At 40.5% G+C, this 23,828-nt stretch carries 25 protein-coding genes and 1 pseudogene; 8 read left to right on the forward strand and 18 right to left on the reverse strand.

Annotated elements, in window-relative coordinates; all coding sequences use genetic code 11:
* Complete coding sequence (gene qoxD / locus BM126_RS18150; RefSeq protein ID WP_071350488.1) at positions 1–288, forward strand: cytochrome aa3 quinol oxidase subunit IV; 288 nt, start codon at positions 1–3, stop codon at positions 286–288.
* 117 nt (positions 289–405) lie between these two features.
* Here the strand turns inward: qoxD and BM126_RS18155 are convergent, their stop codons facing one another.
* The 7 genes from BM126_RS18155 to BM126_RS18185 form a co-directional block, all read right to left on the reverse strand.
* Positions 406–639 (reverse strand): hypothetical protein, encoded by a 234-nt coding sequence (locus BM126_RS18155; protein ID WP_090990829.1) that lies wholly within the window; start codon positions 637–639, stop codon positions 406–408.
* A 441-nt stretch (positions 640–1,080) separates the two neighbouring features.
* Positions 1,081–2,310 carry a S1C family serine protease gene (locus BM126_RS18160; RefSeq protein ID WP_090990830.1) on the reverse strand — a complete coding sequence of 410 codons (1,230 nt, stop codon included), beginning with the start codon at positions 2,308–2,310 and terminating at the stop codon, positions 1,081–1,083.
* 174 nt (positions 2,311–2,484) lie between these two features.
* Positions 2,485–3,780 (reverse strand): Nramp family divalent metal transporter, encoded by a 1,296-nt coding sequence (locus BM126_RS18165; protein WP_090990831.1) that lies wholly within the window; start codon positions 3,778–3,780, stop codon positions 2,485–2,487.
* A 223-nt stretch (positions 3,781–4,003) separates the two neighbouring features.
* Complete coding sequence (locus tag BM126_RS18170; protein WP_256213172.1) at positions 4,004–5,449, reverse strand: sensor histidine kinase; 1,446 nt, start codon at positions 5,447–5,449, stop codon at positions 4,004–4,006.
* Positions 5,439–6,146, reverse strand: coding sequence for a response regulator transcription factor (locus tag BM126_RS18175; RefSeq protein ID WP_090990832.1), 708 nt, complete (start codon positions 6,144–6,146; stop codon positions 5,439–5,441). The genes BM126_RS18170 and BM126_RS18175 overlap by 11 nt, the downstream gene beginning before the upstream one ends.
* 129 nt (positions 6,147–6,275) lie before the next feature.
* Positions 6,276–7,037, reverse strand: a complete 762-nt coding sequence (locus BM126_RS18180) for an alpha/beta hydrolase (protein WP_090990833.1) — start codon at positions 7,035–7,037, stop codon at positions 6,276–6,278.
* Between the two features lie 195 nt (positions 7,038–7,232).
* Positions 7,233–8,210 carry a tetratricopeptide repeat protein gene (locus BM126_RS18185; RefSeq protein ID WP_090990834.1) on the reverse strand — a complete coding sequence of 326 codons (978 nt, stop codon included), beginning with the start codon at positions 8,208–8,210 and terminating at the stop codon, positions 7,233–7,235.
* 437 nt (positions 8,211–8,647) lie between these two features.
* Between BM126_RS18185 and BM126_RS18190 the strand changes: the two genes are divergently transcribed.
* Entirely contained in the window at positions 8,648–9,010 is a 363-nt protein-coding gene (locus tag BM126_RS18190; protein ID WP_090990835.1) for a hypothetical protein, read from the forward strand.
* Positions 9,011–9,135: 125 nt separating this feature from the next.
* On the opposite strand, the gene BM126_RS18195 is transcribed toward BM126_RS18190, so the two are convergent.
* From BM126_RS18195 to BM126_RS22555, 5 genes are all read right to left on the reverse strand, one after another.
* Positions 9,136–11,859, reverse strand: a complete 2,724-nt coding sequence (locus BM126_RS18195; protein ID WP_090990836.1) for a P-loop NTPase family protein — start codon at positions 11,857–11,859, stop codon at positions 9,136–9,138.
* Between the two features lie 381 nt (positions 11,860–12,240).
* Positions 12,241–12,576 (reverse strand): hypothetical protein, encoded by a 336-nt coding sequence (locus tag BM126_RS18200; RefSeq protein WP_090990837.1) that lies wholly within the window; start codon positions 12,574–12,576, stop codon positions 12,241–12,243.
* Positions 12,577–12,950: 374 nt separating this feature from the next.
* Positions 12,951–14,084, reverse strand: a complete 1,134-nt coding sequence (locus tag BM126_RS18205; protein WP_090990838.1) for a TcaA second domain-containing protein — start codon at positions 14,082–14,084, stop codon at positions 12,951–12,953.
* A 12-nt stretch (positions 14,085–14,096) separates the two neighbouring features.
* Complete coding sequence (locus BM126_RS18210; protein WP_141770102.1) at positions 14,097–15,164, reverse strand: DUF5105 domain-containing protein; 1,068 nt, start codon at positions 15,162–15,164, stop codon at positions 14,097–14,099.
* A gap of 120 nt (positions 15,165–15,284) precedes the next feature.
* Entirely contained in the window at positions 15,285–15,449 is a 165-nt protein-coding gene (locus tag BM126_RS22555; protein WP_177201489.1) for a hypothetical protein, read from the reverse strand.
* On the opposite strand from BM126_RS22555, the gene BM126_RS18215 reads away from it, so the two are divergent.
* Together BM126_RS18215 and BM126_RS18220 are read left to right on the forward strand one after the other, a co-directional pair.
* Positions 15,435–16,277: a DUF1206 domain-containing protein gene (locus BM126_RS18215; RefSeq protein WP_177201490.1), complete on the forward strand. Its 843-nt coding sequence runs from the start codon at positions 15,435–15,437 to the stop codon at positions 16,275–16,277. The genes BM126_RS22555 and BM126_RS18215 overlap by 15 nt on opposite strands.
* 89 nt (positions 16,278–16,366) lie before the next feature.
* Positions 16,367–16,663, forward strand: coding sequence for a hypothetical protein (locus BM126_RS18220; protein WP_090990841.1), 297 nt, complete (start codon positions 16,367–16,369; stop codon positions 16,661–16,663).
* 41 nt (positions 16,664–16,704) lie between these two features.
* Here BM126_RS18220 and uvsE read toward each other — a convergent pair whose 3' ends face one another.
* The gene (gene uvsE, locus BM126_RS18225) at positions 16,705–17,676 is read right to left on the reverse strand and encodes a UV DNA damage repair endonuclease UvsE (protein WP_090990842.1); all 972 of its coding nucleotides are present in this window, start codon (positions 17,674–17,676) and stop codon (positions 16,705–16,707) included.
* Between the two features lie 632 nt (positions 17,677–18,308).
* Here uvsE and BM126_RS23025 point away from each other — a divergent pair.
* Both BM126_RS23025 and BM126_RS18235 read left to right on the forward strand, forming a co-directional pair.
* Positions 18,309–18,521, forward strand: coding sequence for a DUF2238 domain-containing protein (locus BM126_RS23025; protein ID WP_256213174.1), 213 nt, complete (start codon positions 18,309–18,311; stop codon positions 18,519–18,521).
* Between the two features lie 5 nt (positions 18,522–18,526).
* Positions 18,527–19,099 (forward strand): DUF2238 domain-containing protein, encoded by a 573-nt coding sequence (locus BM126_RS18235; RefSeq protein ID WP_090990844.1) that lies wholly within the window; start codon positions 18,527–18,529, stop codon positions 19,097–19,099.
* Between the two features lie 105 nt (positions 19,100–19,204).
* On the opposite strand, the pseudogene BM126_RS18240 reads toward BM126_RS18235, so the two are convergent.
* Positions 19,205–19,444 (reverse strand): annotated as a pseudogene (locus BM126_RS18240) (MATE family efflux transporter); the annotation flags it as partial.
* 79 nt (positions 19,445–19,523) lie between these two features.
* Entirely contained in the window at positions 19,524–20,462 is a 939-nt protein-coding gene (locus tag BM126_RS18245) for an alpha/beta hydrolase (RefSeq protein ID WP_090990845.1), read from the reverse strand.
* Positions 20,463–20,842: 380 nt separating this feature from the next.
* On the opposite strand from BM126_RS18245, the gene BM126_RS18250 reads away from it, so the two are divergent.
* Entirely contained in the window at positions 20,843–21,241 is a 399-nt protein-coding gene (locus BM126_RS18250; protein WP_090990846.1) for a DoxX family protein, read from the forward strand.
* Between the two features lie 142 nt (positions 21,242–21,383).
* Here the strand turns inward: BM126_RS18250 and BM126_RS18255 are convergent, their stop codons facing one another.
* Complete coding sequence (locus BM126_RS18255) at positions 21,384–21,932, reverse strand: GNAT family N-acetyltransferase (RefSeq protein WP_090990847.1); 549 nt, start codon at positions 21,930–21,932, stop codon at positions 21,384–21,386.
* A 253-nt stretch (positions 21,933–22,185) separates the two neighbouring features.
* Here BM126_RS18255 and BM126_RS18260 point away from each other — a divergent pair, with 253 nt between their 5' ends.
* Positions 22,186–22,770 carry a YjgB family protein gene (locus tag BM126_RS18260; RefSeq protein ID WP_090990848.1) on the forward strand — a complete coding sequence of 195 codons (585 nt, stop codon included), beginning with the start codon at positions 22,186–22,188 and terminating at the stop codon, positions 22,768–22,770.
* A gap of 47 nt (positions 22,771–22,817) precedes the next feature.
* Here the strand turns inward: BM126_RS18260 and BM126_RS18265 are convergent, their stop codons facing one another.
* Both BM126_RS18265 and BM126_RS18270 read right to left on the reverse strand, forming a co-directional pair.
* Positions 22,818–23,303 (reverse strand): NUDIX hydrolase, encoded by a 486-nt coding sequence (locus BM126_RS18265; protein ID WP_090990849.1) that lies wholly within the window; start codon positions 23,301–23,303, stop codon positions 22,818–22,820.
* Between the two features lie 51 nt (positions 23,304–23,354).
* Complete coding sequence (locus tag BM126_RS18270; RefSeq protein WP_090990850.1) at positions 23,355–23,549, reverse strand: hypothetical protein; 195 nt, start codon at positions 23,547–23,549, stop codon at positions 23,355–23,357.
* Positions 23,550–23,828 lie beyond the last annotated feature (279 nt).

Below are 23,828 nucleotides of genomic sequence, written 5' to 3' on the forward strand. Positions count from 1 at the left end.
ATGAAACAATTATTCCCTGCTCACCATGTAATGGGATTTGTTTTCTCATTAATCCTATCAATTGTTGCCTTGGCTGTTTACTATTTTGACCTTTCTTTTACAGCTGGCATGATTATCTTGCTTATCACTGCTATTGCACAGGCAAGCGTCCAGCTTCTTATGTTCATGCACGTTGGTGAATCACGTGATAAGTCTCATATCTACTTGAATGTCGCTTATGCTTTATTCGTAGGTATTGTAACGATCCTTGGTACACTATTCGCCATGATCTGGGGATACAAGTACTAAACTCCATCTAAAAAGCTGCAGGGCTTTACCCCTGCAGCTTGATCTAAAAGAAAAAAAAATCCTGAACGGGCCGTTCCCGTTCAGGATTTTTTTTTACATATTCCTTATCCTTATTCATTACTTAATTCTTTGCTTAAATGGTCCGCCCTCACTGATTAGCATAATCATAAGAGCACCCCCAAAGACAAAAACAGAGCTAAGTGCGATCATGATTCCCGTAATGGATACTATGTGGTTGTAATTGAAACCGCTTGCAAACATGCCAATTACAAATAAACCAAAACCTAATAAGCAGCCAAGGATTGCAGCAGTTCTCACAACATTCAGCGCTTTCATTTTGTTTTCATCCATATTTTCCATCTCCTTTATACTTTCTATTTTACTTCTGTTCACAAATTTGTCAAATAGTTTTCATATATAATTCATTATATGCTATTGCATTTATTTTATTATTGTGCATCAGTTTATTTTTCCAAAAAAATTAATTACCCTATACATATATGTAACATAAAGAGTACAAGCGTGCCTGGTAGTTGTTTACAGATAATTCAGATTTCAAACTATAAGAATAATACTATTTCAAAGGAATGAATTTTTCCTTAATCACCATGAAAAAAATTTTTTTACCGGCTCTGCCAAACGTTACATTGCTGGTTTCCATTCCAATCGGCAATGTACTATAATAAGCTTGCAGCCGCCCCTATGCGGCTCTCAAAGCTTTATTAATACCCTGGTATCTAAATAACAACAAAAAGAGAGCAAGACACTTCTGCTCTCTTTGTTTAGGTTCAGTTAGTTACCAAGCTGCACAGTTACATTTTTTTTAATATCCCCCCGGTAAACACCAAGGGTTACTTTATCATTTGAACCAACCTTCGTATACAGATATTTTCTTAGCTCCGACGAATTAGCGACTTTCTTTCCATTGATTGAAACAATGATATCCTGTTCAAGGATACCGCTTCTCGCAGCAGCTGATTTAGGATCGACTCCTGTAACCATTACACCGTTTTTCAAGTTCTTAGGTGCATTCTGGAGATAATACTGCGGCAGTTCATCCAAGTTTGACAAGCTCACACCGATATATGGACGCTTCACCTTTCCTTCTTTAATCAATTGATTAACAATTGGAAGCACATCGTTGCTCGGCAGTGCAAATCCTAAGCCCTCCACGCCGCTTTCTGAGATTTTCATGCTGTTGATGCCAATTACCTCACCATTTGAATTAATTAAGGCTCCACCGCTATTTCCAGGGTTAATGGCTGCATCTGTCTGTATAACGTTCAATTCCCATTCACCCTGCGAGGTGGAAACCGGTACTGTCCTTCCTACGGCGCTTACAATACCTTCTGTAACCGTACGAGATAAATCAAGTCCAAGAGGATTGCCGATTGCAATCACTTGGTCCCCGGCACGCAGGGAATCAGAGTCCCCAAAGCTGAGTGCATCAGGAGCCTTGCTTCCGTCAATTTTCAATACAGCCAAATCGGATAAAGGATCTGCACCAACAATCTCCGCTTTTGTTTTTACACCATTGGAGAGAGCAACCTGCACTTCCTTGGCATCCTCAATTACATGGTTATTGGTAACAATATATGCACTTCCATTTTCTTTTTTATAAATGACACCCGAACCTGAACCAGCTTCAACGTTTTGGCTTGTTGTATCCTGTGAAAAAAGGTCTCCATTATTCCCAGCCTGCAAGTTAACAACGCCGACTACTGCCTTTGAAGATTTCTCTACCATATCTGCTATATTTGATGATCCTTTATTATATGAGGTATTTTGGACATTCAGCTTTGAATTTTGGCTGCTGCTTTGCACTGCCGTTTTCGGCTGTGCAGCATTGGAGGCTCGTTGCGTATCATGAAAATAGTTACCTCCAGCCAAGAAAACCGTACTTGTAACAAGCGATCCGACAATACTTGAAACGCCTGAGTAAAACCATATTGACCGCCCGTTTTTCGGCTTCTGCCTTTGCTGCTGAGTATAATTTTCTTCTTCGTGCAAATTGTTTTCCATGATTATTCCTCCCCTGATTACCGATTATATTTTTATCATAACCAGTAATTATGACCAAATTATTAACAAAGAATGAAACGATTATTAATAATCAGGAGATCGCGCATAATGAAAGGCATCCATGTTCCAGACAAAAAAAGCAGGCTGCGTATACATAGCAGCCTGCCTTTACATTTATGAAAGAATAGAAGAAATAACATCGACGATCAAGACAATATTAAGCGTTAGAATGACAGCCGCAAAAATGCAGGCAAAAACCGTAGTCGTTTTTTTGTTGACAAGATTGCCCATCAATTCCTTTTTCCTTGTAAAGTGAATTAGCAGAATCAAGGGAAGCGGAAGCACTATGCTTAGTATAACCTGGCTCACAACCAGCGTTTGTGTAGGATCAAGTCCAAGCGTAACAACTATGGCAGCCGGAACCATTGTAATGACCCTGCGGAGCCAGACAGGAATGGTGAAATTAACGAATCCCTGCATGATCACCTGGCCTGCCATCGTTCCAACCACTGAGCTCGAAACCCCGGAAACGAGCAAGGAAACAATAAATACAGAGGCGGCAGCATGCCCAAGCAGAGGAATTAAGGTTACATAGGCCGTTTCAATGCTTCCTACAGCAGTATGGCCTGATTCGTAGAAAACGGATGCTGCCATGACCATCATCGCCAGATTCACCACACCAGCAAGGCCCATTGCCAGGAATATTTCAATTGTGCTGTATTTTTGAAGTTTTAATTTTTGTGCATCATTTTTAGGTACAACACGTTTTTGCGTTAAGCTGGAATGAAGGAATACCGCATGAGGCATAATCGTGGCCCCGATGATTCCAACTGCAAGCATGATGCTTTGGCTGTTTCCAATCCATGGTACAACGCTATGGTACGCCACCTGGTCTATCGGGGGCTTGGCATAAAACATTTCTACAATATAGCATAAGCCGATTAGGAGGGCGAATGCCGTAATAATCTTTTCCAGCGGCCGGAAACCATAGCGCTCCATGGCCACAATAACGTACGTTATAATTCCGTTAATAATAACGGCGATAATCATCGGAATATCAAACAGCAGATTCAATGCAAGGGTCGCACCAAGAAACTCAGCTAATTCTGTTGCCATGGAGGCAAGCTCCGACAATATCCACATGATGATAGCCGACTTTTTCGGAAAGGTTTCCCTGCAAAGCTCTGGCAGGTTTTTTCCGGTGGCAATGCCAAGCTTTGCTGACATATTCTGAAATAAAATCCCCATGATATTGGCAATGACTATGACCCATAATAATTTAAATCCAAATTGGGCACCACCTGAAATGTTCGTCGCGTAGTTGCCCGGATCGAGATAAGCAATCGACGCTACAAAGGCAGGCCCGATAAAAGGCAATAATGCAAACAGCCCTTTTCGATTTCCTGAAATGGAGTCATCTGCGGCAGAGTAAGTTTTCGTATTAGACATGGCCTTTTGCTGCGTATTCATGTTTGTTCACCTCATCCCAAAGCTTGTATTTAACCTGTACTATATTTCTTTCCTATACCCAACTTTTAGTTCATTATACAACTTCCCCTTGAAAAAGGTGAATAATCCTGGTTAAATAAAAAAATATTTATTATCATTTCATTATTATTCAGAACGCCTGCCTTCTTTATGCTCTCCAGGCAAAACAAAAGCGCCGGAATATATCCGGACGCCGGGGTGGTATTTATTCAGATTGTACCGGCAGACGAATAACAAACTTTGTGCCTTTTCCTTTTTCGCTTGTCACATCAATTTCGCCGTTATGGAGCTGGACCAGCTGTTTGACAATGGATAGGCCGAGCCCGAATTCTCCATAGGGGGTGCTGCTTCTTGAAAGGTCTGCTTTATAGAAACGCCTCCAGATAGATTCGATTTCTTTCGGATCAATTCCCTTTCCAGTATCTTCAATTTCAATAACTGTCTGCTTCATTTCTGATTTTCCTCTGAGCCAAATGGTTCCATTTTCAGTAAACTGGATGCTGTTTTTCGTAATATTGATTAAAATCTGCGTTAAACGGTCATAATCGGCATAAACCTTCGCATTACTGTCTGCTTCTGCTATAAGCACGTTATTTTTTTCTTCAGCCTGAAACAACAGCTGTTCCTTGATGATTTCAAGCATTTCGAAAAGCTCAATATGCTCCTTGTTCAGCTTGATTTGGTTAGAACGGATTTTTTCATAATCCAAATTTTCATTCACCAGCCGAATCAGCCTCTTTGTTTCCTTGCTTGCGAGCTTAATTCCGTTTTCCCTGTCTTCCTCGGGAATGATGCCATCCTGTAAACCCTCGATCATTCCCCTGATTGTAGCAAGAGGTGTCCTAAGTTCATGAGAAACATCCGCCATAAACTGCCTTCTCCTGTTTTCCAGCACCTCGATTTCTTCATACGAAGCCTTCAGTCTTTCAGCCATTTTGTTAAAGTCATTTCCAAGGTCGCCAATCTCATCCAGCGCTGATGAAGGTACATGAACATCATACTTACCCGAAGAAATCATTGAAGTCGCCTCCCTGATTCTTTTGATCCGGGAAACATGAATTTTAGACAGAACCCAGCTGAACAAAAAGGAAATGGCGAGCGCTATCAGCACGGTATAAAGCAGATAATGGTTGATTTCGCTGATCATTTCCGCAGAACCGCTGATAGGGGAAATTAGCAGGATTCCTCCCAGGAGGCTGCCATTCCTTATATAGGGAAGCACAACCATTGAAACCTCCTGTCCGAAGCGCTGGCTTTCCCGTTTAATGACAACGGTCTTTCCTTCAGAAATCTGTTTCCACTCATCGCGGGTCGGAACAAATTTAGATAGCCTTCCAGTAAAAGGGTACACAATGTTTTGATTTTCGTCGAAGATGCTGAAGTTAATATTGCGGGCATTCAGCACGGTATAAAATTGCTCAAGCGTCGCTACAGGACCTTGTGGATTTTTCTCGAATTTATCAAGAATGCTCCTTCCATAGGTGATCAATTCATCCGTCTTATTCTGATAAACCAGTCTTTCTACATAATTTGCAAAAAGAAGACTCAGCACAATAAACGCTACGAGCAATACACTGATATGGCTTCCAAGCATTTGATAGATATAATTAACCCTTAGTTTCTGAAGCAGCAAGATCATTCTATTCTTCATGAGCATCCGCCGCTTCATCGAATTTATATCCCACTCCCCACACCGTATGAAGCATAGGCTTTCGTTGGGACCCAATTTTATTGCGAAGCCTCTTTATATGTACATCCACTGTTCTTTCATCTCCATAAAACTGGTAGCCCCAAACCCGTTCCAGCAGCTGTTCTCTTGAAAAAACCTGCCGCGGGTTGGTAATCAGATAATACAAGAGATCGAATTCCTTGGGGGTGAGGTTCGAAACAGGGCCTCCGTCTAAAAAGACTTCTCTTGTTTCTTTGCTTATTTTAAAATGGCGGGTCTTTATATAATGGCCCTCCTTGTCCCCCTCATTGCTTTCCTTTTCATATCTTCTTGAAACAGCCTTGATTCTTGCCATTAAGGCAAGCGGGCTGAAGGGTTTGGTAACATAATCATCTGCCCCAAGCTCAAGCCCCAGCACCTGGTCTGATTCACTGTCTTTAGCGGTCAGCATAATAATAGGAATCCTGCTGCCTTCCTCTCTGATTTTGCGGCAAATGGTGACCCCATCCATTCCAGGCAGCATCCAGTCAAGGATAAGCAAATCCCACGATCCGGATTTATAACGCTCATATCCATCATTTCCGTTTGTAATAAATTCCCCGTTCAGCCCCTCTTTGGCAAAAAACATTTCCAGCATGGAACTGACACTTTCATTATCTTCTATTACAAGGATATCCATCTTGCATTCTCCTTTAGCATTGTAGTTCTTTATTTTAAATTAAGACTATCATCGAAGATTAGCAAATAATTTATTCTTTGCAGCGCATGAAAAAAAAGAGACAGGAATGTCTCTTTCAAATTGCCGGCATTATTCATGTAATGTCTGACTGCAGACTTTGTCTATAAAGGCCAGCGACTCTTCAATAATCAGGGTCTGGTCAAAGTCCAGTGTTGCCACATGATAGCTGTTTTGAAGAGTCACAATCTTCTTCTCCTCAGAAGAAATGCGTTCATAAATCACTTCAGCATTATCCGGTGGCACTACATGGTCTTCCTCGGAAACAAAAATAAGTGCGGGACATGATATACGGCTAAGTTCAGCTCTCACTTCATCTGTTAAAGAAACCAGCTCCATCAGTGATTTTACAGGTGTTTTCTCATAAGCAAGCTCTGAAACAGCCGGATTCTTAATATCTGAACCAATAGCATCCATATATCTTGTATTGCTTAAATCCTTTCCTTCACCCATTTTTTCCAGATCTATTGCTGCATTGATTGGTATCACAGCCTCAATTTCAGGGTGTTTTTCTGCAAGATAAAGAATCAATGTGCCTCCCATGGAAAGACCAGTGACTGCGATCCTGTCACAGCGCTTTTTCAGCCATTGATACCCTTCTTCCACCGAAGCCATCCAGTCGCCGCGTACAGTTGATTCCAGTTCTTCATAATGGGTGCCATGTCCTTTAAGCCTTGGCAAGCAAACCGTATACCCCTTGTCAGCATAAGCCTCCGCAATTGGCCGCATACTTTGCGCCGTACCTGTAAAACCATGGGATATGAGAATGCCCGTCCTGTTTCCTTCAAAATAAAATGGCTCCGCTCCTTTTAGGATCGGATATTGTTCAGCCATATTTCTGTCTCCTTTCTGATTAAAGTTGCAATCATAATAGAAGTTCGCTGATCTGCCCTTTATTTCCTGCAAAACTCATCTGTGCAGGGGCAATTGGTATTTATATTAGCAGAGGGCTGTTTTCTTAAAATTTGTGTATTAGCTGATCGTTTAACAAAAATTGTGTGTCAGGCTATCAGGGATTATTTAAGACATTTAAATGGCCTCATAAACCTTTTTAGTCTTAGGGTCGACTCCATACCATCCCCATGTGGCTGTATGCCCTTCCTTGGTTTTAGGATTATCTATTACTACTTCAAATACATGGATGATGTAATCCCCATTGTCTGCGTCATGATCATACTGTGCTTTGATATTTGAAGAATTCTCCATGTGCAAAAAGCTTTTCACAAGCTTCTCTGCTTCGCTGTGTGTCAGGCTTTTAGCCGTTTGCCCATGCTTATCATCGTTTTTCTTGCCTGCGGAGGGTTCAGGCTCATTCGGTTTTGGCGCTGGATCTTCCTTTTCCTTAGGGACCTCCGCTGCCGGCTCCTTTTGTTCTTCTTCTTTAGAACCATCCTGTGAGTCATTCTTTTCTTTTGAACCGGCCTGTTCCTTTACCGAGTCATTCTTTTCTTCTGAAGGCTTGATGGATGCTGTTTTACTGTAAGCCTGTTTTTGGTCAGCGGCCTGTTTGATCAGAGCATTGGCTTCTTCTTTAAGAGCAGGATCCGCTGATTTTTCAGCAACCTCCTGAAACTGTTTGCTTGCTTCATCGAATTTTTTTTGATTCAGGGCTGTTAGCCCATCACTTAATTTGGCTTTCAGTTCAGTGCTTTGTTTGTCTGCAAGTACACCTTTTTCCATCCAGTCTTTTGCTTCCTTCTTAAGGTCCTTGTCTTCCTGCTGCTCTGCCTTCATATCCAGAACCTTTTTAAAGAAAGAAACCGAGACCTTAAAGTCCCCTTCATTAAAAGCCTTTGTGCCTTCTTCCATATATTTTGAAGCCTTCATAAGCTCTTTTGCCTCATTTGTCCGATTATCCTTAAATGCTTTGCTGAAGGCTTCAGAAGCTTCCTGATAATGCCCATCCTTCAGCTGGTCTTTCCCAAGCTCCATATTGCTGCTGTATACTTTTGATGTGCAGCCTGTCAATAGAGCCAGTGAAACCAATAATAAACCTGCTTTTTTCATGCGATGTCCTCCCGATTATGTGTCCCGCTCCTCGATTTAAAATCTGCTAGTGTCGGGATTCTTAATAAATAAAGGCTCTTTCCTTAAAGATTGTTGTTTTTTTAATTTGTTATGTGGGGCGTTCCCATTGTCAAGTCAGGTTGATTAGAGCGTAAGGTGCGAGACTCCTGCGGATTAGCAGAACAGGTGAGACCTAAGCAGGCGCAGCCGAGGAGGCTCAACGGCTGCCCGCGGAAAGCGAGCATCCTGGAGCGGAAATCAACCACCTTGTTTCATAGCAACAAAGTTTACGAAAACAGCCTAAATAAATTATATCATGTAAATTAAGCCTATTTTATCCATTATTTTATAATCTTTTGCCTTTGGCTAATTTAGGGTTATTTTGATTTAATTTGTGGTAGAGAACAGGTAAGAAAAGGAAAAAGGAGATGGATGCAATGGATTCTGAAAAAAGAACGTATTATGTGGATCTTGTTGGCGGTGATGTGCTTCTTGAGTCTGTCAGAGAAGAAAATCCGAGTTTTGTCATTGAAGCAAACGACAGTGAAGTAAATGAACTAAAAAGCTATCTTGAAAAAAATCATACGGCTGACATGAAAACATATGTCCGTTCACATATTCCTTATGAGGAATATCACAAGGATTCTCAAAACGGGAAATATGACCGGACGATTCAGAATATCTACGCCATGATTTATAAATTAGGAAATGAGCAATCACGGAGGTTCATTGAAGAAATGGGAATACTCGAAGATGACAATTATCAGGAAAGAAAGGATATACAGCGCTTTAAACAATAGTATTTTTTGAAGCAAGCCCGTTCCTGAGTACCAGTGACTACTGGAGAAGGCTTGCTGATTAATAGTCGGAGACAATACGGTCATCAACAAAAAAACGTTTCCGCAATTTGCGGAAACGTTTTTTTCTATTTGCCTGCATTCATCATCCATTCATATTGACGCAGCTTAACCTCAAATAATGTAATGGGATCCAGATATACTTCAGGGTTTTCTCTCATTTTATCAAGTGCTTCCTGGCTTTCCTTGATTTCTTTATGAGAGGCGGTAACCGCTTGGTTTAGAACATTCAAAGGATATCTGAAGAAAAGGGAAATATCACGGTCTAACGATTTTTCAAACAAATCAAACTGTGATAAGTATTTTTTAGCAATGCTCTCTGCTACATCATCATAATCCATCGTTTCAAGGAATTTCTTATACCTTGTATACAGCGCAGCCTTATTTTGGGCAATGGCCCCTAACAGCTTGCCTGCTCCTTTAAGAAGAAGCTGTGAAGGAGTATGACGCATTAAAATATTGACTTCATCGCTATAGACCCCGCTTGTCATCCGGTCTGCATCGCGTCTCCAGTCATCCAGAACTTTGAAATCACACTCCAGCTGAATCCGGTCATCTCCATACAAGGTGTTAAAGCCATCTGACATTTCCTCAAGATAAAACTGGCTTTGAGAAAACTCTTCCTGCGAAACAGCAATCCAATCCTGCAGACTGCGATAAAATTTAGGAGATACCGTCTGATTAATAAATTCCTGGATTTTAGAGTTCATGGCATCATTCAAATCAATATGCACACGGCGGAAATCACTATCTTCATTTAAAAGATTCGCACACTTGCGCAGTATTTTCGGAATTTCAGTTGTCAGGTCATTTTTCACTTCTTCTTTAATTGCCCTGTAGGATGATTTAAGTATTCTCATTTTTTCTTTTTCATTATCATGAAGCTGATTAATGGCACCATTAAGCTTTACGGCCATTTCTTCATTCCATTGGATAGAATCTATATAGCCATTCTCCATGTCTCTTCGTCTTTCCAGCAGGTCAGATAATGTTTTTCTGGTAAAGTATAAAATCCGTTCTGTCCGCTCCTCTGCCAGATTTCCCTTAGGGAATCCATAGGCAAGGAACTCTGCAAGATCATTCAGCTGTTTTTGACCCTGGTAATTTGCGGACCACGCAAAAACAGAAGCTGCAGGAAAATACTCGCGAATTCGGGCTGTGGTTTCTTCCAGTACTCGAATTGCATCTTGTTCGTTATAAATCTTCTCCATCCTGTTTAGGATAAAGTGGATGTGCTGATAAGGGGACTCTTTCTTAATATCAAGCAAAATCGTCCGTTCTCTTTCCGTAAACGGAGCACTTGCATCAAGAACATAAAGTATTCCATCTGCGGCATGTGTGCTTTCCAGCAATTCTTCCCTTATGCCTGCCTGCCCGTTTAATACGGGTGTATCAATCAGCCCAATAGATTGGCTCTGCAGAAATTCAGAAGGGAATTTCACTTCAAATACAGAATCCCGCTGCCGCCGGCTGAGAGAGATCGCTTCTAATTCATCCAGCGGAATAATGCCGCTTGGAGATATCTCGGTGATTTGTGCTAAGTCGCTATCACTTATTGAAGTGAAAACAGATGTGTCTGGTTTTGTAATTTCTTCGCCGCTCAAAAAATTAACAAACAGCGATTTATTTGACTCTCCAGTTCCTGCAACAAGAATCTGTTGGATTTGAATATTCGATAGGAGATCTGCCATCCACTTGGTTTTCTCCCCGATTTGCAGTTCATGCCTGCTCGCCCAATGGAGGATGCTTTCAAAGAGAGCCTTACTCTCGCGAAGCGAATCCGGGTGTTTTCTTGACTTCATCAATACCGTTTCGGCGTCATGGGCCACGCTGTCTTGGATGCTGCCTTGAAAATTCTCGCTCCATGAGAGAACAGCAGCAGCTGCGAATAAGGCGTTTTGGTCTTCTGAAAGCTTCAGCCAATTCATTAATACCTGAGGAACTGTAAACTGTATGTCTTTAATCAAGTAGCTTCCGTCAATCAGCTCCAGGTATGTTCTTTGATACACTTGTGATAAATCTGTCCATGAATCAAATTGATTGATTTCAGCTTCAGATATAAGAGAGTTAATAGATTCAAGCCATGCAAAGTACGTATCCTGTTTCCTGTATATACTCCATAGTGAGAGCACAACTTTTTCAAATCGGTTCCTGTCTGCATCATAAAGCGATTTCAGCATAGGGATGAAATAATCAGGAGGCAGATCTTCCGTATATCCGCTGTCGATATACCCTAGAAGCACATCGAACCAATGAAGATATCCTGTACGCATACTTTCGCTCATCGCAAGCTCGATGCCGCTGTTCCAATCCTGCTGCTCCTCAAAAAAGGCACGCGCCACTTCAGAGACATTTGGATAATCCGGATAAAACGAGACAACATCTTTAATTGTTTTTGAAGCCAGGTCGAATCTTTTTTCTTCTATGTATAGTGAAAAAAGCTGAAGAGCGACTTCTGCCCTTAGCACAAGATCGTCTGTTGTAATGGACTTATACTTTTCTTCAGCCATGGAAAGCATTTCAAGCTCATAATAAGCATCAGCTATATTTTTGTTTGCCCATGAACTTAATTCAGAGTCAATGTTCTCCCATTTAAAAACTGCCGTTTCATAGTCCTTAGAATGAAAATAAACCTCCCCCTGTGCAAACCGTATGGAAGCAAGCTCCGGCACATCACTTTTTTGCCGTTCGAGATACGCCTCTCCCAAAATCTGAATGGGATGTGCTGTTTCGTTTTCCCCAATCAATGTTTCATAAAATTTCTTATTTATTAATAAATTTTCTGAAATCATCTCTGTCCCCCGCCATGTTAATGTAATATATTTTCGCAGCTCCCCGCCATATACTGCAGTGAACTGTACTTACCAATCCATTACCTTCTTTAACTGTAAGATAAACACCAATTATATGAATTAAGAAGATAAACTCCTAACATATTATTTTAGCAAAATAAACAGCTCTATAGATTTCATTTACCTTACAATTTAGCGTCAATGTTTTCCTGTAATGGAAATACACCAAATGATTTTTACACGTAAAAAGAAAAACAATAAGTTATTCGAGTAATAATATTACTACAGCGCAGGAACCCTCTTCAGGAGAATGGGCAGCAAAATTAGATGCCAAAGCAAAAGCAGGGCTAATCTTCTGTACCTTATAGAAGCGACCCTTAATCACCCTTCAACGGACTTAATGATATGCTCGTAAATTTCCCTTGATTGATTAACCATAGTTTCAGCAGCTTTTTGTGCCGCCTCTTTAGATTCATATCGCTCAGTGGACAGGAATTGGCGGCCAGCCGCTTCTTCCCATAGTGACCATTTTTTCGTTCCGGCTATCTGCGCTATGCAAATGGTGGTTTCTTCTCCATGAATGGGGACTGTTTTTCCCGCTTCTTCTTTTGTGTCAATTGCAATATTAAAGCCACCCATCTTTATAATTTCGTGATCCTTTACATGGCTGTACCTGACAATGTTTTTTTGCTTTTTCTTTTTACTATTCTTCCCCATGAATTTAAAACTCCTTATTATATAGTTTGGTTCCTTCTATTTTAACAATAAGTCTTTAGAAAAGAACAAAATGAGGCTCACCACTCTCACATACCATGCTCTATTAGTATCCAAAGTGTTTGCATTTTAGCCAATTGCATTGCTTTGCCAGACAGGCAACCCGGAATACGCCAGCCTTCTTATACTTGTAACTGCTTCAAAATATAACGTGCTATGAAAAAAGACAGGCTGATTTCCGTTCAAGGATACCCGCTCCAATCAACAAGACAAAACGAGGAGATCGCAAAATAATAAAACACATTGGCAATAGGAGGCGGACTGCACATAAAAGTCTGATTGAAAAAGCCAGCCATCGGAAATGGCTGGCTGTTCCTTTACAATTTACTATCCTTGCTTTTGCGGCTCCATTTCATAACAGGGGGGTCATCAATCTTCATCTCCTGCTTATGCTCCCAGTCCGTTTCTTCGGCACCAAAGGGTTCTTTGTCCTCTAGGTCATCAATAAGCCATTTTTTGTTTTCAGCGTCATATTGCAGAGAATAGCTGCGAATTGATTTATAAGACAAATCCTGAACCCTGGCATTATTGTATTTCATGCCGCTATTATAGGAAACCAAGGCTTTCGCACTAGCGCTCCACTTATTGTCAAAAAATGAGATATCCAAATCATCTAAATTAACAACAGCCCCTAAATATTGAGAGTGTATTTCGTCCACATAATTCTTTACCAGTTCGAAATTATTCTTTAAATAGGCGCTACCCTCTTTAATCGTATTCGTCACATTAGTCAGTTTGGAAGTATCAAAGTTTGATGTTTCATAAATGGTCAAATCCCTATTAAACTGGTCCAATGCTCCCAGGATATCTTTTTGGACTCTTTTATCGTTCTGAACCAGCTTATCTTCATCAAGAATAACACTAACCTCTGAAGTGCCCCAGGCATCCGTCTTTTTCTTTTCTATAAATGTGCCCAGCTTATTATTTACGGTTATTACAAGCGGATAATTACCAGGAAGAACCGGACCATAAAGGCTGTCTTTCTTCTTTTCAAGTGTCATGCTTCCTTTATCTACAGCCATGCTGATCTTATCTTCTTCATTCTGTCCGGTCACCTTGATGCGGACGGTTTTAGCCTTCAATTTGTAATCATCAAAAATGCCCCATGTTTTCCCTTGCTTCACAAGGCTGATTTGCTGGCTTGCATCTGTAAAATCCTTATCCTCTGCTTGCTTGTTCAGATTATCTTTGATAGTTTCGTAGCTATCATTGTTCTTCTTCAGATAATCCGTCATCGCCTTAAGGGATCTATTGTCTAATTTAGCGCTGTTTTTGTCCGCTATAATAATGCCTTTAAGATGATCAGGCTTATTCTGCTCCACTGCAGACTCAAACTGCTCAACAATCTTTCCCGGCTTGCTGGATTGCTGTATAAAAACGACTGCAACTGCAATAATGATAATAACCGCCGCAGCTGCTATAGCTGCAATTCCACGCTTTTTCCCCGGCATGTTCACTGCTCCTTAATAAATATATCCTTTTGCAAATGTCCTTACCAATGAATCGGAAAAGTCATCTGTTCTATCGACTGTCCATTTTCCATCTTTTTGTACCATTTTGACATCGACAGGGTTTTTGTTTGAGTCAATCTCGAGTGAATTAAGCACAAGATCCAGCTTAGAAAGTGCATACTGGTCACTTTTGTCAAAGTCATAGTTTCCTGTTTTGTCACGGTAATCCCTCTTGTATTTATAAACTTTGTCATAGAGATTTTCCAGGGAAACGGATGAGTAGTCTAATTTTACGATAGCTTTTCCGTTTGCAAAGCCGCTTGTTGTTGCCTTCAGTTTAGCCTTTTGAGACAATATTGATTTGAAGGTCGGATAATGTTTATCTATTTCGATATCTGAAATAGTATCACCTACAACATCCTTGACTTCATGCCTAAAAGCTTTTTGTGCTTCTTCCTGCAGAGCTGCTTTATCTGCAGTCACATATTTTTCATAATCTGCATTATCTTTGTCAAGATAAATGGTATCGATATAAGCAATTAATGCTTTTTCAGGATCCTTGAGAGCATTAAAGCTGTCGGCGTATTTCTTTGTATCAAGATTCAGCAGGACTTCATTTGTTTTCTTTGATGAATCATTAAAGCTGGGCTTCAGGCCGATTTTATATTCCTTGTCCTTTTCTACATCAAAGAAAAAAATCATTTTCTGAACCTTCCCAGGGCCAATATCTCCGCTTGGAATATCAGGTGTCAAGTCCAAAGTAGAGTTGACTATATGATCCTTAGGTTTTAATTGCTCATCTCCATCGTAAAATTTAACACCGCCATCAAATGCAGAAAGCGTAATGGATGATTTGGAAACATTCTTTATTTTCAAATTCACTTCTAGAATGCCGCTTTTTTTGTCACCTTCAGAAACTCCATCTTCTTTTCCCGGCAATATGTAAGAAGCACCTTCAATATCCGCTTCTATTACATCACTTTTCCCGTCTGCCTCTGCTTTTTCACCGCTCCCGCTGCATGCTGCAAGCGATAGCAGCAATGCCATGAATAACATAGTAATACTCCACTTTTTTAACACAAGATTTCCTCCCTAAGACTAAGTTTTCAATTCCAGCCAGGGCAGCATTGAATATTCATAGATATGTATACCGCAGCTGGAATTCCAGTTTAAGAACCGGACAAATCTCAAATACCCTATTTAATTTTCCTTAAAACCCAAATTATTACTTTTATGTGTGATTGAGTCATTTTTTGATTCTCCATTAATAGGAAGGGTCCAATGCGTTTTTAAATCAGCCAGGCGGGAAAGAAAAGAAGTAGCAGTCAAATCTGCGGGAGGAGAATGATTATGATAGGCATCCATTCAAAAGCTAATGCAAAATATCATGCTAAAAAAACCGCTCATCACATGAAACCCTGGGCGAGAAAAGCCGCCAGAGCAGGTTTTATGGCAAAGGGCACTAATTTTATCTTAGTCGGAGCATTATCTCTTCTGGCAGCATGCGGGGCTGGATCAAAAGCTAAAGGAACGAATGGGGCAATGGCTGCTGTTGCCGCGAAGCCATATGGAGAAGTTCTTCTTTGGCTAATCGGCATTGGGTTAGCCGGATACATCCTTTGGCTTCTCATCCAAATTTTCGAACTTCAAACGATTAAAGAGGACCCAATGAAAGGCAGCCTCAGCAAAGCTGGCAATGTAATTTCCTGTATCATCTACATCGGCTTGGCAGCAAAAGCTATTAAGCTTGCCATTCACGCTGGTCAATCCAGCAGCGCACAAAAGGCCTGGACGGCGAGAATTCTGGCACAGGATTATGGCCCCTGGCTGATCGGCTTGATTGGGGCAGGCATTATTATTTACGGAATATACTCGATTTTCTCAGGAATAAAGGGAAATTTTATGAAGCAATTCAAGCTTGAGGAAATGAGTAAAGAGGAAATTCAGGCAACGAGAAAATCCGGACAAATCGGCATGGTTTCAAGAGGAGCAGTATTTGGTTTCCTGGGTTACTTCGTAATCAGGATGGCCATCACAAGCAATCCGCATAATCCTACCAATTTAGATGGAGCGCTTGAGAAAATTCTGCAGCAAAGCTACGGCCCTTGGATGCTCGGAATTGTTTCTATAGGCTTTGCACTTTATGGCATATTTCAGATATCAAAAGGAAAAAATAAACATATAAATCTTTAAGATTATAATCTCCCCGTTTGGAATAAGGCTTTAATCAACTGTAAAATTATGTTAACGTTATAGTATTCTTTTACACGGGGAGGAATATCATGAAAGTCCTGCTTGAGATTTTAAGGATTATCATTATATTTTTATTGGGTGGAGGCCTCCTGTACGCCTTGCTGAACTCTTTCTATTCTTCGTTAGGGACAGAAAAGCCCTATGATGTTTGGTTTATATGGGCTGCAGTTTTGATTTTCTTATTCGTTTTATACAGAAACAAACTGCAATTTACAGGATGGACATCAGGATACAGCCGCAGTAAGCTATCAAAAAAAACGACTCTTATTTCGTATGTCCTGTGTGTTCTGCTATGCATGGAACCGGTCATTGCCCGCCACTTTTAAATTCCTTTAAAGAGAAGAATGGCTTTTCGGGCCTTCCTCTCTTATTTTATTAAAAAGCTTCCGCCATCCACAATTTCAACCTCTTCGTAATTCCCCAGATCCTTCATTAAATGAAAAAGTGCGCCGTCCTTTTGTTTTGCCTCAATCATACAGTCAAGCTGGGGGACGCTCCCTTTTATTTTTCTCAGAAAATCCATGAACATGCCGCTGTCTACATATTCTGCATGCGCACGGAATTGACTGGGTGAACGCGGACTTGATATATGCATCTTTGGAGGCAGTCTGGAATGGCTCCACGTGCCTATAACCCTTTCCCATTGATCCTCCCAGCTTTCATTCACATTGTGATGTGCCAGGAAATGATGATAATCAAATGCCATGGGTATGCCCAGCTTTTCACAAAGATAAAGGGTTTCTGAAAGGCTGAAGGTTGTATCATCATTTTCAAGTATGACCATCTCCTGCAGTCTCTCTGATATGAGTCCCCAATTATGAATAAACTGTTCAAGTGCCTTTTCATGATTGTTATATCCGCCCCCCACATGCAGGACACAGCGATGCTCAGGGTCTATCCCCATACCTTTTAGCAATAGTCGGTGCATCCTCAGTGTTTTTACAGCTGACATAAGCACATTTTTATCCTCAGAATTCAATAAAACAAAATGATCAGGATGAAAATCCACTCTAGTTTCAGGATGCTCTTCAAGAAAGCTCCGGATTTCTCTTAACTCATCCATCAGAGGATTAATATAATTCCACTCAGGTATTTCCGGGTGGTTTACAAGCGGTATGAGCTTAGAGCTTAATCGAAAAAAAGAAATATCATGTACTTGGTTATGCCTTAATAATCTCAGGCAATTGCGGAGATTAGAATTGGCGATCCTCTCAAGCTTTTTTACAGCTGCCTCTTTATTTTTGATTTTTGAAAACTGTGAAAAAGTCATGGTCTGTGAAGGGGAACAATTTTTAACATGCATGCTCATGGCTACGTATCCTAATCGTATAAGCGTCAATTTCTGCACCTCCAAAAACTATCATTCCCCACATCACACTAAAAAAATGAAAAATGGTCCCATTTTTCCTGGTACAGCATATCATGCAATTAAACAATATTGGTGCTGAATGCAAACATGAAAGCGCTTTATTTTTATTAACCTTATGTAACCAGCGTCTTGATGATGAATTTTCTCCTCCATTTTGTTCATACAGCATGAAGTAAGTTTGCAAAAGCATGGTTTTTGCAGATTTGGAGATAATGAAAAAGAAGTCAGGATGATGGGGTGAAAGAGTGAAGAATAAATTGATCCTTATTTTAAGTTTGGTTTTCAGCTTATTTATGCTCATTTTGTTTATCGTTTATCTTATAAAGGACGATTCTTCAAGGTGGCAGGTAGCTCTTGGAGGGATTGCAGTCAGCGCCCTTCCGCTCTTCATGTTTTTCGTAAAAAAAAACCCCTTTTCTATTCTCATTTACATCAGTTATTATATTTTTCTTTTCTGCACTACCTGCCTTGGCTCAATTTTATCCTTTTATATGAAATATAAGTGGTGGGACTCCACCCTTCATTTTTATAAAGGACTGCTTATAGGGTTTATTGCAATATCCCTTTACACACTCCTTGTTCCCGTGCGGAGTCAGAGATATGTGTCTAAATGGATTCCGTTTATATTCATTTTTTCATTGGCAGTGACAGCAAGCGTCATTTGGGAGATTTATGAATTTGCAGGAGACCGTTTTTTCACCCATACCATGCAATTAGGCGGTAATCGGGATACGATGTATGATTTGCTTTGCGGTATGGCAGGAGGCCTTCTGACAGCTATTTATTTCAGCATAAAAACCAAAAAACCGGGGTGAAAAGAATGAATCGAAAGCTCGTATTGGCACTAAGTTTATTATATGTTCTGTTCATGGCCATTTTATTTTTTCATTACTATCAAAGCGGAGAATCATTTAAATATCTAGTTGCAATTGGAGGAGTAGTCTGCGGGGCCATTCCTCTCCTTTTATCATTGTTCACAAAACTAAAGTTCAATTTGCCCATTACAATCTCCTACCTGATTTTCTTATTCGGATCCCAATTTTTAGGATCTATTTCAGGATGGTATGGTCTGGGATGGTGGGACACCTTCTTGCACTTTATCAGCGGGGGAATTCTCTCTTTTGCAGGAATCGCTCTATACGAGAGGCTTCTGCACAGAGGAGCAGGAGAAAGCATCTCAGCCTGGTTCGTCTTTTTATATACTGTATCCTTTGCTGCACTCGGCGGGGTTGTATGGGAAATATATGAATTTAGCTCTGATCAGTTTTTCGGGATGTCCCTGCAGGGCGGCGGAAATACAGATACAATGACAGATTTGATTGCGGATACAATCGGCGGTCTGATAATTGCAATATATGCAGGATGGCGCACAGCCATTAAATTGAAACAATAAAGAATCTTAAAATCTGACGCAAAAAAACGCCAGGAGACCTGAACGGCACCTACCCTGTTAGGCCAAAGCTAACAAATGAGGTGTGCAGAGATCTTGGCGTTTTGTTTACGTATGAGCAGGCATTTCTTCATGTTTAACAAGGGCATATTTTTCCCAATTCCTGCTTCTCCAGCGGAAATACATGACCACCGCCCGGGTCCATTCGTCTGCTGCTATGGCGAGCCAAAGTTCTGGAAGTCCTAGATGAAATTGAAAAACTAGCAAGTAGCCCAATGGTAGGCTCATGCAGACCATTGAAAACAATCCTGCCCAGAGCGGATACACGGCATCACCGGCAGCCCGCAGATCAGCACTGGCGGAAGCTAATTCGAGGTTTCTTGCTCCGAGAGAAAGCTTGTGCATCTTTGGATGCACAAGCCGCAAATCACTTTATATTTGTGACAGCATGATGCAGTTCTAATGCAGCCTCCTCCAGCGCCATTTTCGCTTCAGGCACCACCGGGGCAAAGTTTGCATATCCATGAATCAGGCCACTGTAATTTTTATAAAATACAGGGACTCCGCTAGCCCTGAGTTTTTCTGCATATGCTTTGCCGACATCACGAAGCGGATCATACTCTGCAGTGAATATGGAGGCAGGCGGCAATCCGCTCAAATCATGATATAAAATTGGTGAAGCATAAGGATCATTGATTTCTTCATCGCGATTGAAATAATGGCTTCTGAACCACTGCATTATTTCTCCTGTCAATAAATAGCCTTCTCCGTTTTCCTGCATGGAAGGCGGCTCTTCTTCATATCCTGTAGAAGGATAAATAAGCAGCTGATGTATGATGCTTGGTCCCCTGCGTTCTTTTGACATAATGCAAGCTACAGCGGCCAAATTTCCGCCGGCACTGTCTCCGCCTACAGCAATACGTGCAGGATCAATTTCATATTCTTTATGTTCAGAAGCAATCCTTACGAGCGAATCATACGCATCATTTACTGCAGCCGGAAATTTATTTTCTGGAGCTAATCGATAGCCGACAGAAATAACCTTGCACCCTGATGTGTTAGCCAGTGTCCGGCAGATAGAATCATGGCTCTCCAAACTGCCGATTACCCATCCTCCTCCGTGAAAAAATACTAATGCAGGATACGGCGCCAGTCCTTCTGGTGTATATATCCTTATCGGAAGATCACGCCCATCAAGGGACAATAATTTATCTTCCACATCATGGACCTGTTCTTTAGGCTGCTGAAAATCCAGCCCCCGGTTCTCCCTTTTCCGGTAATCTTCGGGAGATACTTTATCCAATGGCATTTGCGGAATTTCTTTCATTTTATCTAAGAAATACTTTATTTTCGCGTTAACAGGCATCCAGGAAAGCCTCCTTATTGAAAAAATATTTCAATTATTATTATAATTCCCTTTGCGGAAATATCTCAAATTTAATACCTATGCTAAATAAAGTTTTAGAGACTGGCTTTATTAACTTTTTACTTTCTTTTAAGCGTTCACACAGAAGCTTAGCTTCACCGTTTCTTCTTTAATTCCAATTGGCTAAATATTATTTTCTGACCTGATAATAAAAAAGGATTGACACATTTAAGATCCCCGCATATAATTACACTATATTCGAGATAATTAAATTCGAGATATATTTTACCTAGCTCTATTTTTTTGTTAGGATATCTTTTTTATCCATTTATCTCGAATTAAAGATTATTTAACTAAAAATAATATTGGAGGAAAATATCATGATAAGTTTAGGATTATTGCTGATTCGTTTAGTGATTGGTTTATCATTTATCGGACATGGCGCACAAAAATTATTTGGATGGTTCGGCGGTCATGGGTTAAAAGGAACAGGTGGATGGTTTGACTCCATCGGTATGAAACCAGGTGTAACAATGGCTCTTTTTGCAGGCCTTGCAGAATTTGCAGGAGGATTATTCTTTGCCGCGGGTTTCCTTACACCTCTAGCAGGCATTTTGATTGCTCTCACTATGGTGATTGCCATCGTTAAAGTCCATGGAACAAACGGTTATTGGTCTACACAAAATGGCTATGAGTATAATCTTTCCATCCTAGTTACAGCAATTGCTGTCGCTATATCCGGTGCAGGCGCATATTCTATTGATGCACTAATATTTTAATGCAAGGTAATCAATGTGCGTGCCTGCTGATTTAGGATACGGACGAAAGATCCATGCAGAAAATCAGCGATGCACTGCAGCAACAGCCTAATGTAAAACATGCCTTGAGGAATCCTTCAAGGCATGTTTTACATAACCCTAGTTAACGAAATAGAGGGTTTTCTTCCCATTCCTCACGCAGAAGACCCATCCTAATTGAATCATAATATTCTCCATTATAATACCGGCACTTTCTTAGCCTTGCTTCTAAAGTCATGCCAAGTTTCTCCCCCACCTTAACCATCCGTTCATTACCCGACCAAGTCGTATAACCGACCCGAACAAGCGGCAGGGCAGTGAATAAATGATTGATCCAAAGGCGGAGTACCCTTGTACCATAACCGCCGCCCCAGGATAATGGGTTATACAGGACTATTCCCATTTCCAGCCATCTGGAAGGCTCGTGTTCCCAATAATAGCTGACTGTTCCTACAATTCCCCCATTAACTTCAATGGCCCAAATACGGTCACTATTGATGATATTCCCCTTATTAGCTTCATAGTCTTCAAAAGAAACTTTTTTGTGTTCAAAATAAGGGGCATCCCATTTCTTCCATTCTGGAGATTCTTCACTATAAATCATTTGCCATAATACCGGTATATCTTCTTCAGCAATAGGCCGAATGATTAATTCATGATCTTTGCAGTACATACTTTCCCGCCTTTTTCTTTGTTTCGTTCTGCCATTTTGCCATATCTGCAGAACCACTGTCTGTATTCGGCATCAACAGTACCTTCTCCTTTAATATCCTTTTGAAATAAAAATTTCGAGTTTGCGTTATATTTCAAATGATAACATTGTAATATCCTGTAAAATAATATATATATAAATGAAAGGAGCCACTGTGTTTAGTGCGGTTCACCTTGTGGAAAATAAATAATAACGATCAAGGAGGGATATAGTTATGCTTAAAAAAAATTTATTAGCTGCCGCCGTCTTGACTGGGTCTGTTCTGGGAACAAGCGGAGCCGCCATCCCTGCATTTAATAAAATGGCACACGCACAAACAGTGAAGTCTCCTTCTGCTGCTTCCGCTGATCAGAAAAAGGCTGAAGATGTATTGATGAAGCTTTATAAATCAGCACATACAGGGAAAATGCCTGTTCTTGTCCACAATTTTAAAATCAATGTCACTACTAGAGCAGAGGTTTATAAAAAAATCGAGAAGCCTGAAATTCCAGCAAGCAAAAAAAATCTTTTTGACACATACACTGCGACCATGGGCCAGGGAGGATATGCATTTTCTTACCATGCAAACGGCAAGATAGCTGAAATCCGCTATTTTGGCACTAACGTGGAAAGACAGCAGAACCTTGGAGGGATCACAAATAAGACATTAGCTAAAAAGCTTGGCAGGGCCGACCGAATTCTGACCATCTCTAAAACAAAGGAAAAAGATTATATATACAAAACCGGCGGCTATGAAATCCATTTTGTAGTCGGCAAGGACCATACCGTATCACATGTAAATTTAAAAGCATCTAAATAACATTTTAACAGCAGCAGTATCTACTGCTGCTGTGTTTTTTCCGGCTGTTATTTTAAAGCACAATCCAATATTTCCTGGTATACCATGTGCCAATCATCGTAATAAGCAGAAACATCGTGAGGACTTATAAACATCCGCTGAGCGGATTCATATTCACCTTCGAATAGCCGGATATTTGTGATAGCCATTTTATAAAACACCTGATAACCAATTTTAGGATATGGGCTGTTTTCCGTCCATAAAGGGTTTTCACTGTGGTTAACGATTATATGCCCTAACAGTTTACATTCTCCTTCTACATATGCCTCTTCCATAGCTTCCCGTTTAAAGCAATCCTCCGGAGTTTCACCAGGTTCGATATGTCCGCCTGGAAAATCCCATCCTCTATGGTTTAAATCCACCAATAATAATTCATCTTCATGGAAACAAAAGCCGTGTACACTTGTGATTAAATGATTCATAGGAAGCAAGCTGTTTTCTTCCCAAGTCAATTTAACTCTGGATTCTCCCCAATTTGCATAAACAGTAGTCAAATTTCCCCCTCCAATAAGAAAAGCGATTCACATGATATGGATCGCCCAGTATTACAGACTATTTTCCTTACTGATCGCTTTGATTAATTGATCCAGTTTATCATTTCTGTCACGATCCAGCCGTGTTTTCTCATTCATAAACTCCAATACTTTTATGATGAAGTAAATACTGAATACCACTATGGCCAGATACAATAAAATGGGGATAATTGTAAATAAACCGAAAATACCGTCTCCAGAAATCACAATGTTCACCTCCCTCTGCATTTGGCTAATCTTCGCCTTTTCCACTACTAAGCCTGAGCATATGTAGAGTAATTACGGGTCAATTTCCATGCTCCGCTAGTGAAGCCTCTGAATAATTTTGAAATAAATTCCAATTGAAAGAATTATATTTATCTTATTACGAATCCGCCCCTTACACAAGATACTTTTACATACTAGGAAGTTCGTATTGTTTATTATAAAAATGGCAGATAGCAATTGAATATAATCTTATATATGGTAGCTTAGTATAGTATTGGA

Source organism: Bacillus sp. OV322 (assembly GCF_900112495.1).
Lineage (GTDB): Bacteria > Bacillota > Bacilli > Bacillales > DSM-1321 > Peribacillus.

What these genes read in the sequence shown, in the direction of transcription:
- BM126_RS18190 (WP_090990835.1), top strand. Translation starts at nt 8,648, where the DNA reads ATGGATTCTGAAAAAAGAACGTATTATGTGGATCTTGTTGGCGGTGAT.
- BM126_RS18255 (WP_090990847.1), bottom strand. Translation starts at nt 21,932, where the DNA reads ATGTACTGCAAAGATCATGAATTAATCATTCGGCCTATTGCTGAAGAA.
- BM126_RS18235 (WP_090990844.1), top strand. Translation starts at nt 18,527, where the DNA reads ATGAATCGAAAGCTCGTATTGGCACTAAGTTTATTATATGTTCTGTTC.
- BM126_RS18245 (WP_090990845.1), bottom strand. Translation starts at nt 20,462, where the DNA reads ATGCCTGTTAACGCGAAAATAAAGTATTTCTTAGATAAAATGAAAGAA.
- BM126_RS18195 (WP_090990836.1), bottom strand. Translation starts at nt 11,859, where the DNA reads ATGATTTCAGAAAATTTATTAATAAATAAGAAATTTTATGAAACATTG.
- BM126_RS18175 (WP_090990832.1), bottom strand. Translation starts at nt 6,146, where the DNA reads ATGGATATCCTTGTAATAGAAGATAATGAAAGTGTCAGTTCCATGCTG.
- BM126_RS18160 (WP_090990830.1), bottom strand. Translation starts at nt 2,310, where the DNA reads ATGGAAAACAATTTGCACGAAGAAGAAAATTATACTCAGCAGCAAAGG.
- BM126_RS18250 (WP_090990846.1), top strand. Translation starts at nt 20,843, where the DNA reads ATGATAAGTTTAGGATTATTGCTGATTCGTTTAGTGATTGGTTTATCA.
- BM126_RS18155 (WP_090990829.1), bottom strand. Translation starts at nt 639, where the DNA reads ATGGATGAAAACAAAATGAAAGCGCTGAATGTTGTGAGAACTGCTGCA.
- qoxD (WP_071350488.1), top strand. Translation starts at nt 1, where the DNA reads ATGAAACAATTATTCCCTGCTCACCATGTAATGGGATTTGTTTTCTCA.
- BM126_RS18165 (WP_090990831.1), bottom strand. Translation starts at nt 3,780, where the DNA reads ATGAATACGCAGCAAAAGGCCATGTCTAATACGAAAACTTACTCTGCC.
- BM126_RS18260 (WP_090990848.1), top strand. Translation starts at nt 22,186, where the DNA reads ATGCTTAAAAAAAATTTATTAGCTGCCGCCGTCTTGACTGGGTCTGTT.
- BM126_RS18215 (WP_177201490.1), top strand. Translation starts at nt 15,435, where the DNA reads ATGATAGGCATCCATTCAAAAGCTAATGCAAAATATCATGCTAAAAAA.
- BM126_RS18205 (WP_090990838.1), bottom strand. Translation starts at nt 14,084, where the DNA reads ATGCCGGGGAAAAAGCGTGGAATTGCAGCTATAGCAGCTGCGGCGGTT.
- BM126_RS22555 (WP_177201489.1), bottom strand. Translation starts at nt 15,449, where the DNA reads ATGGATGCCTATCATAATCATTCTCCTCCCGCAGATTTGACTGCTACT.
- BM126_RS18220 (WP_090990841.1), top strand. Translation starts at nt 16,367, where the DNA reads ATGAAAGTCCTGCTTGAGATTTTAAGGATTATCATTATATTTTTATTG.
- BM126_RS18185 (WP_090990834.1), bottom strand. Translation starts at nt 8,210, where the DNA reads ATGAAAAAAGCAGGTTTATTATTGGTTTCACTGGCTCTATTGACAGGC.
- BM126_RS18170 (WP_256213172.1), bottom strand. Translation starts at nt 5,449, where the DNA reads ATGAAGAATAGAATGATCTTGCTGCTTCAGAAACTAAGGGTTAATTAT.
- BM126_RS18200 (WP_090990837.1), bottom strand. Translation starts at nt 12,576, where the DNA reads ATGGGGAAGAATAGTAAAAAGAAAAAGCAAAAAAACATTGTCAGGTAC.
- BM126_RS18180 (WP_090990833.1), bottom strand. Translation starts at nt 7,037, where the DNA reads ATGGCTGAACAATATCCGATCCTAAAAGGAGCGGAGCCATTTTATTTT.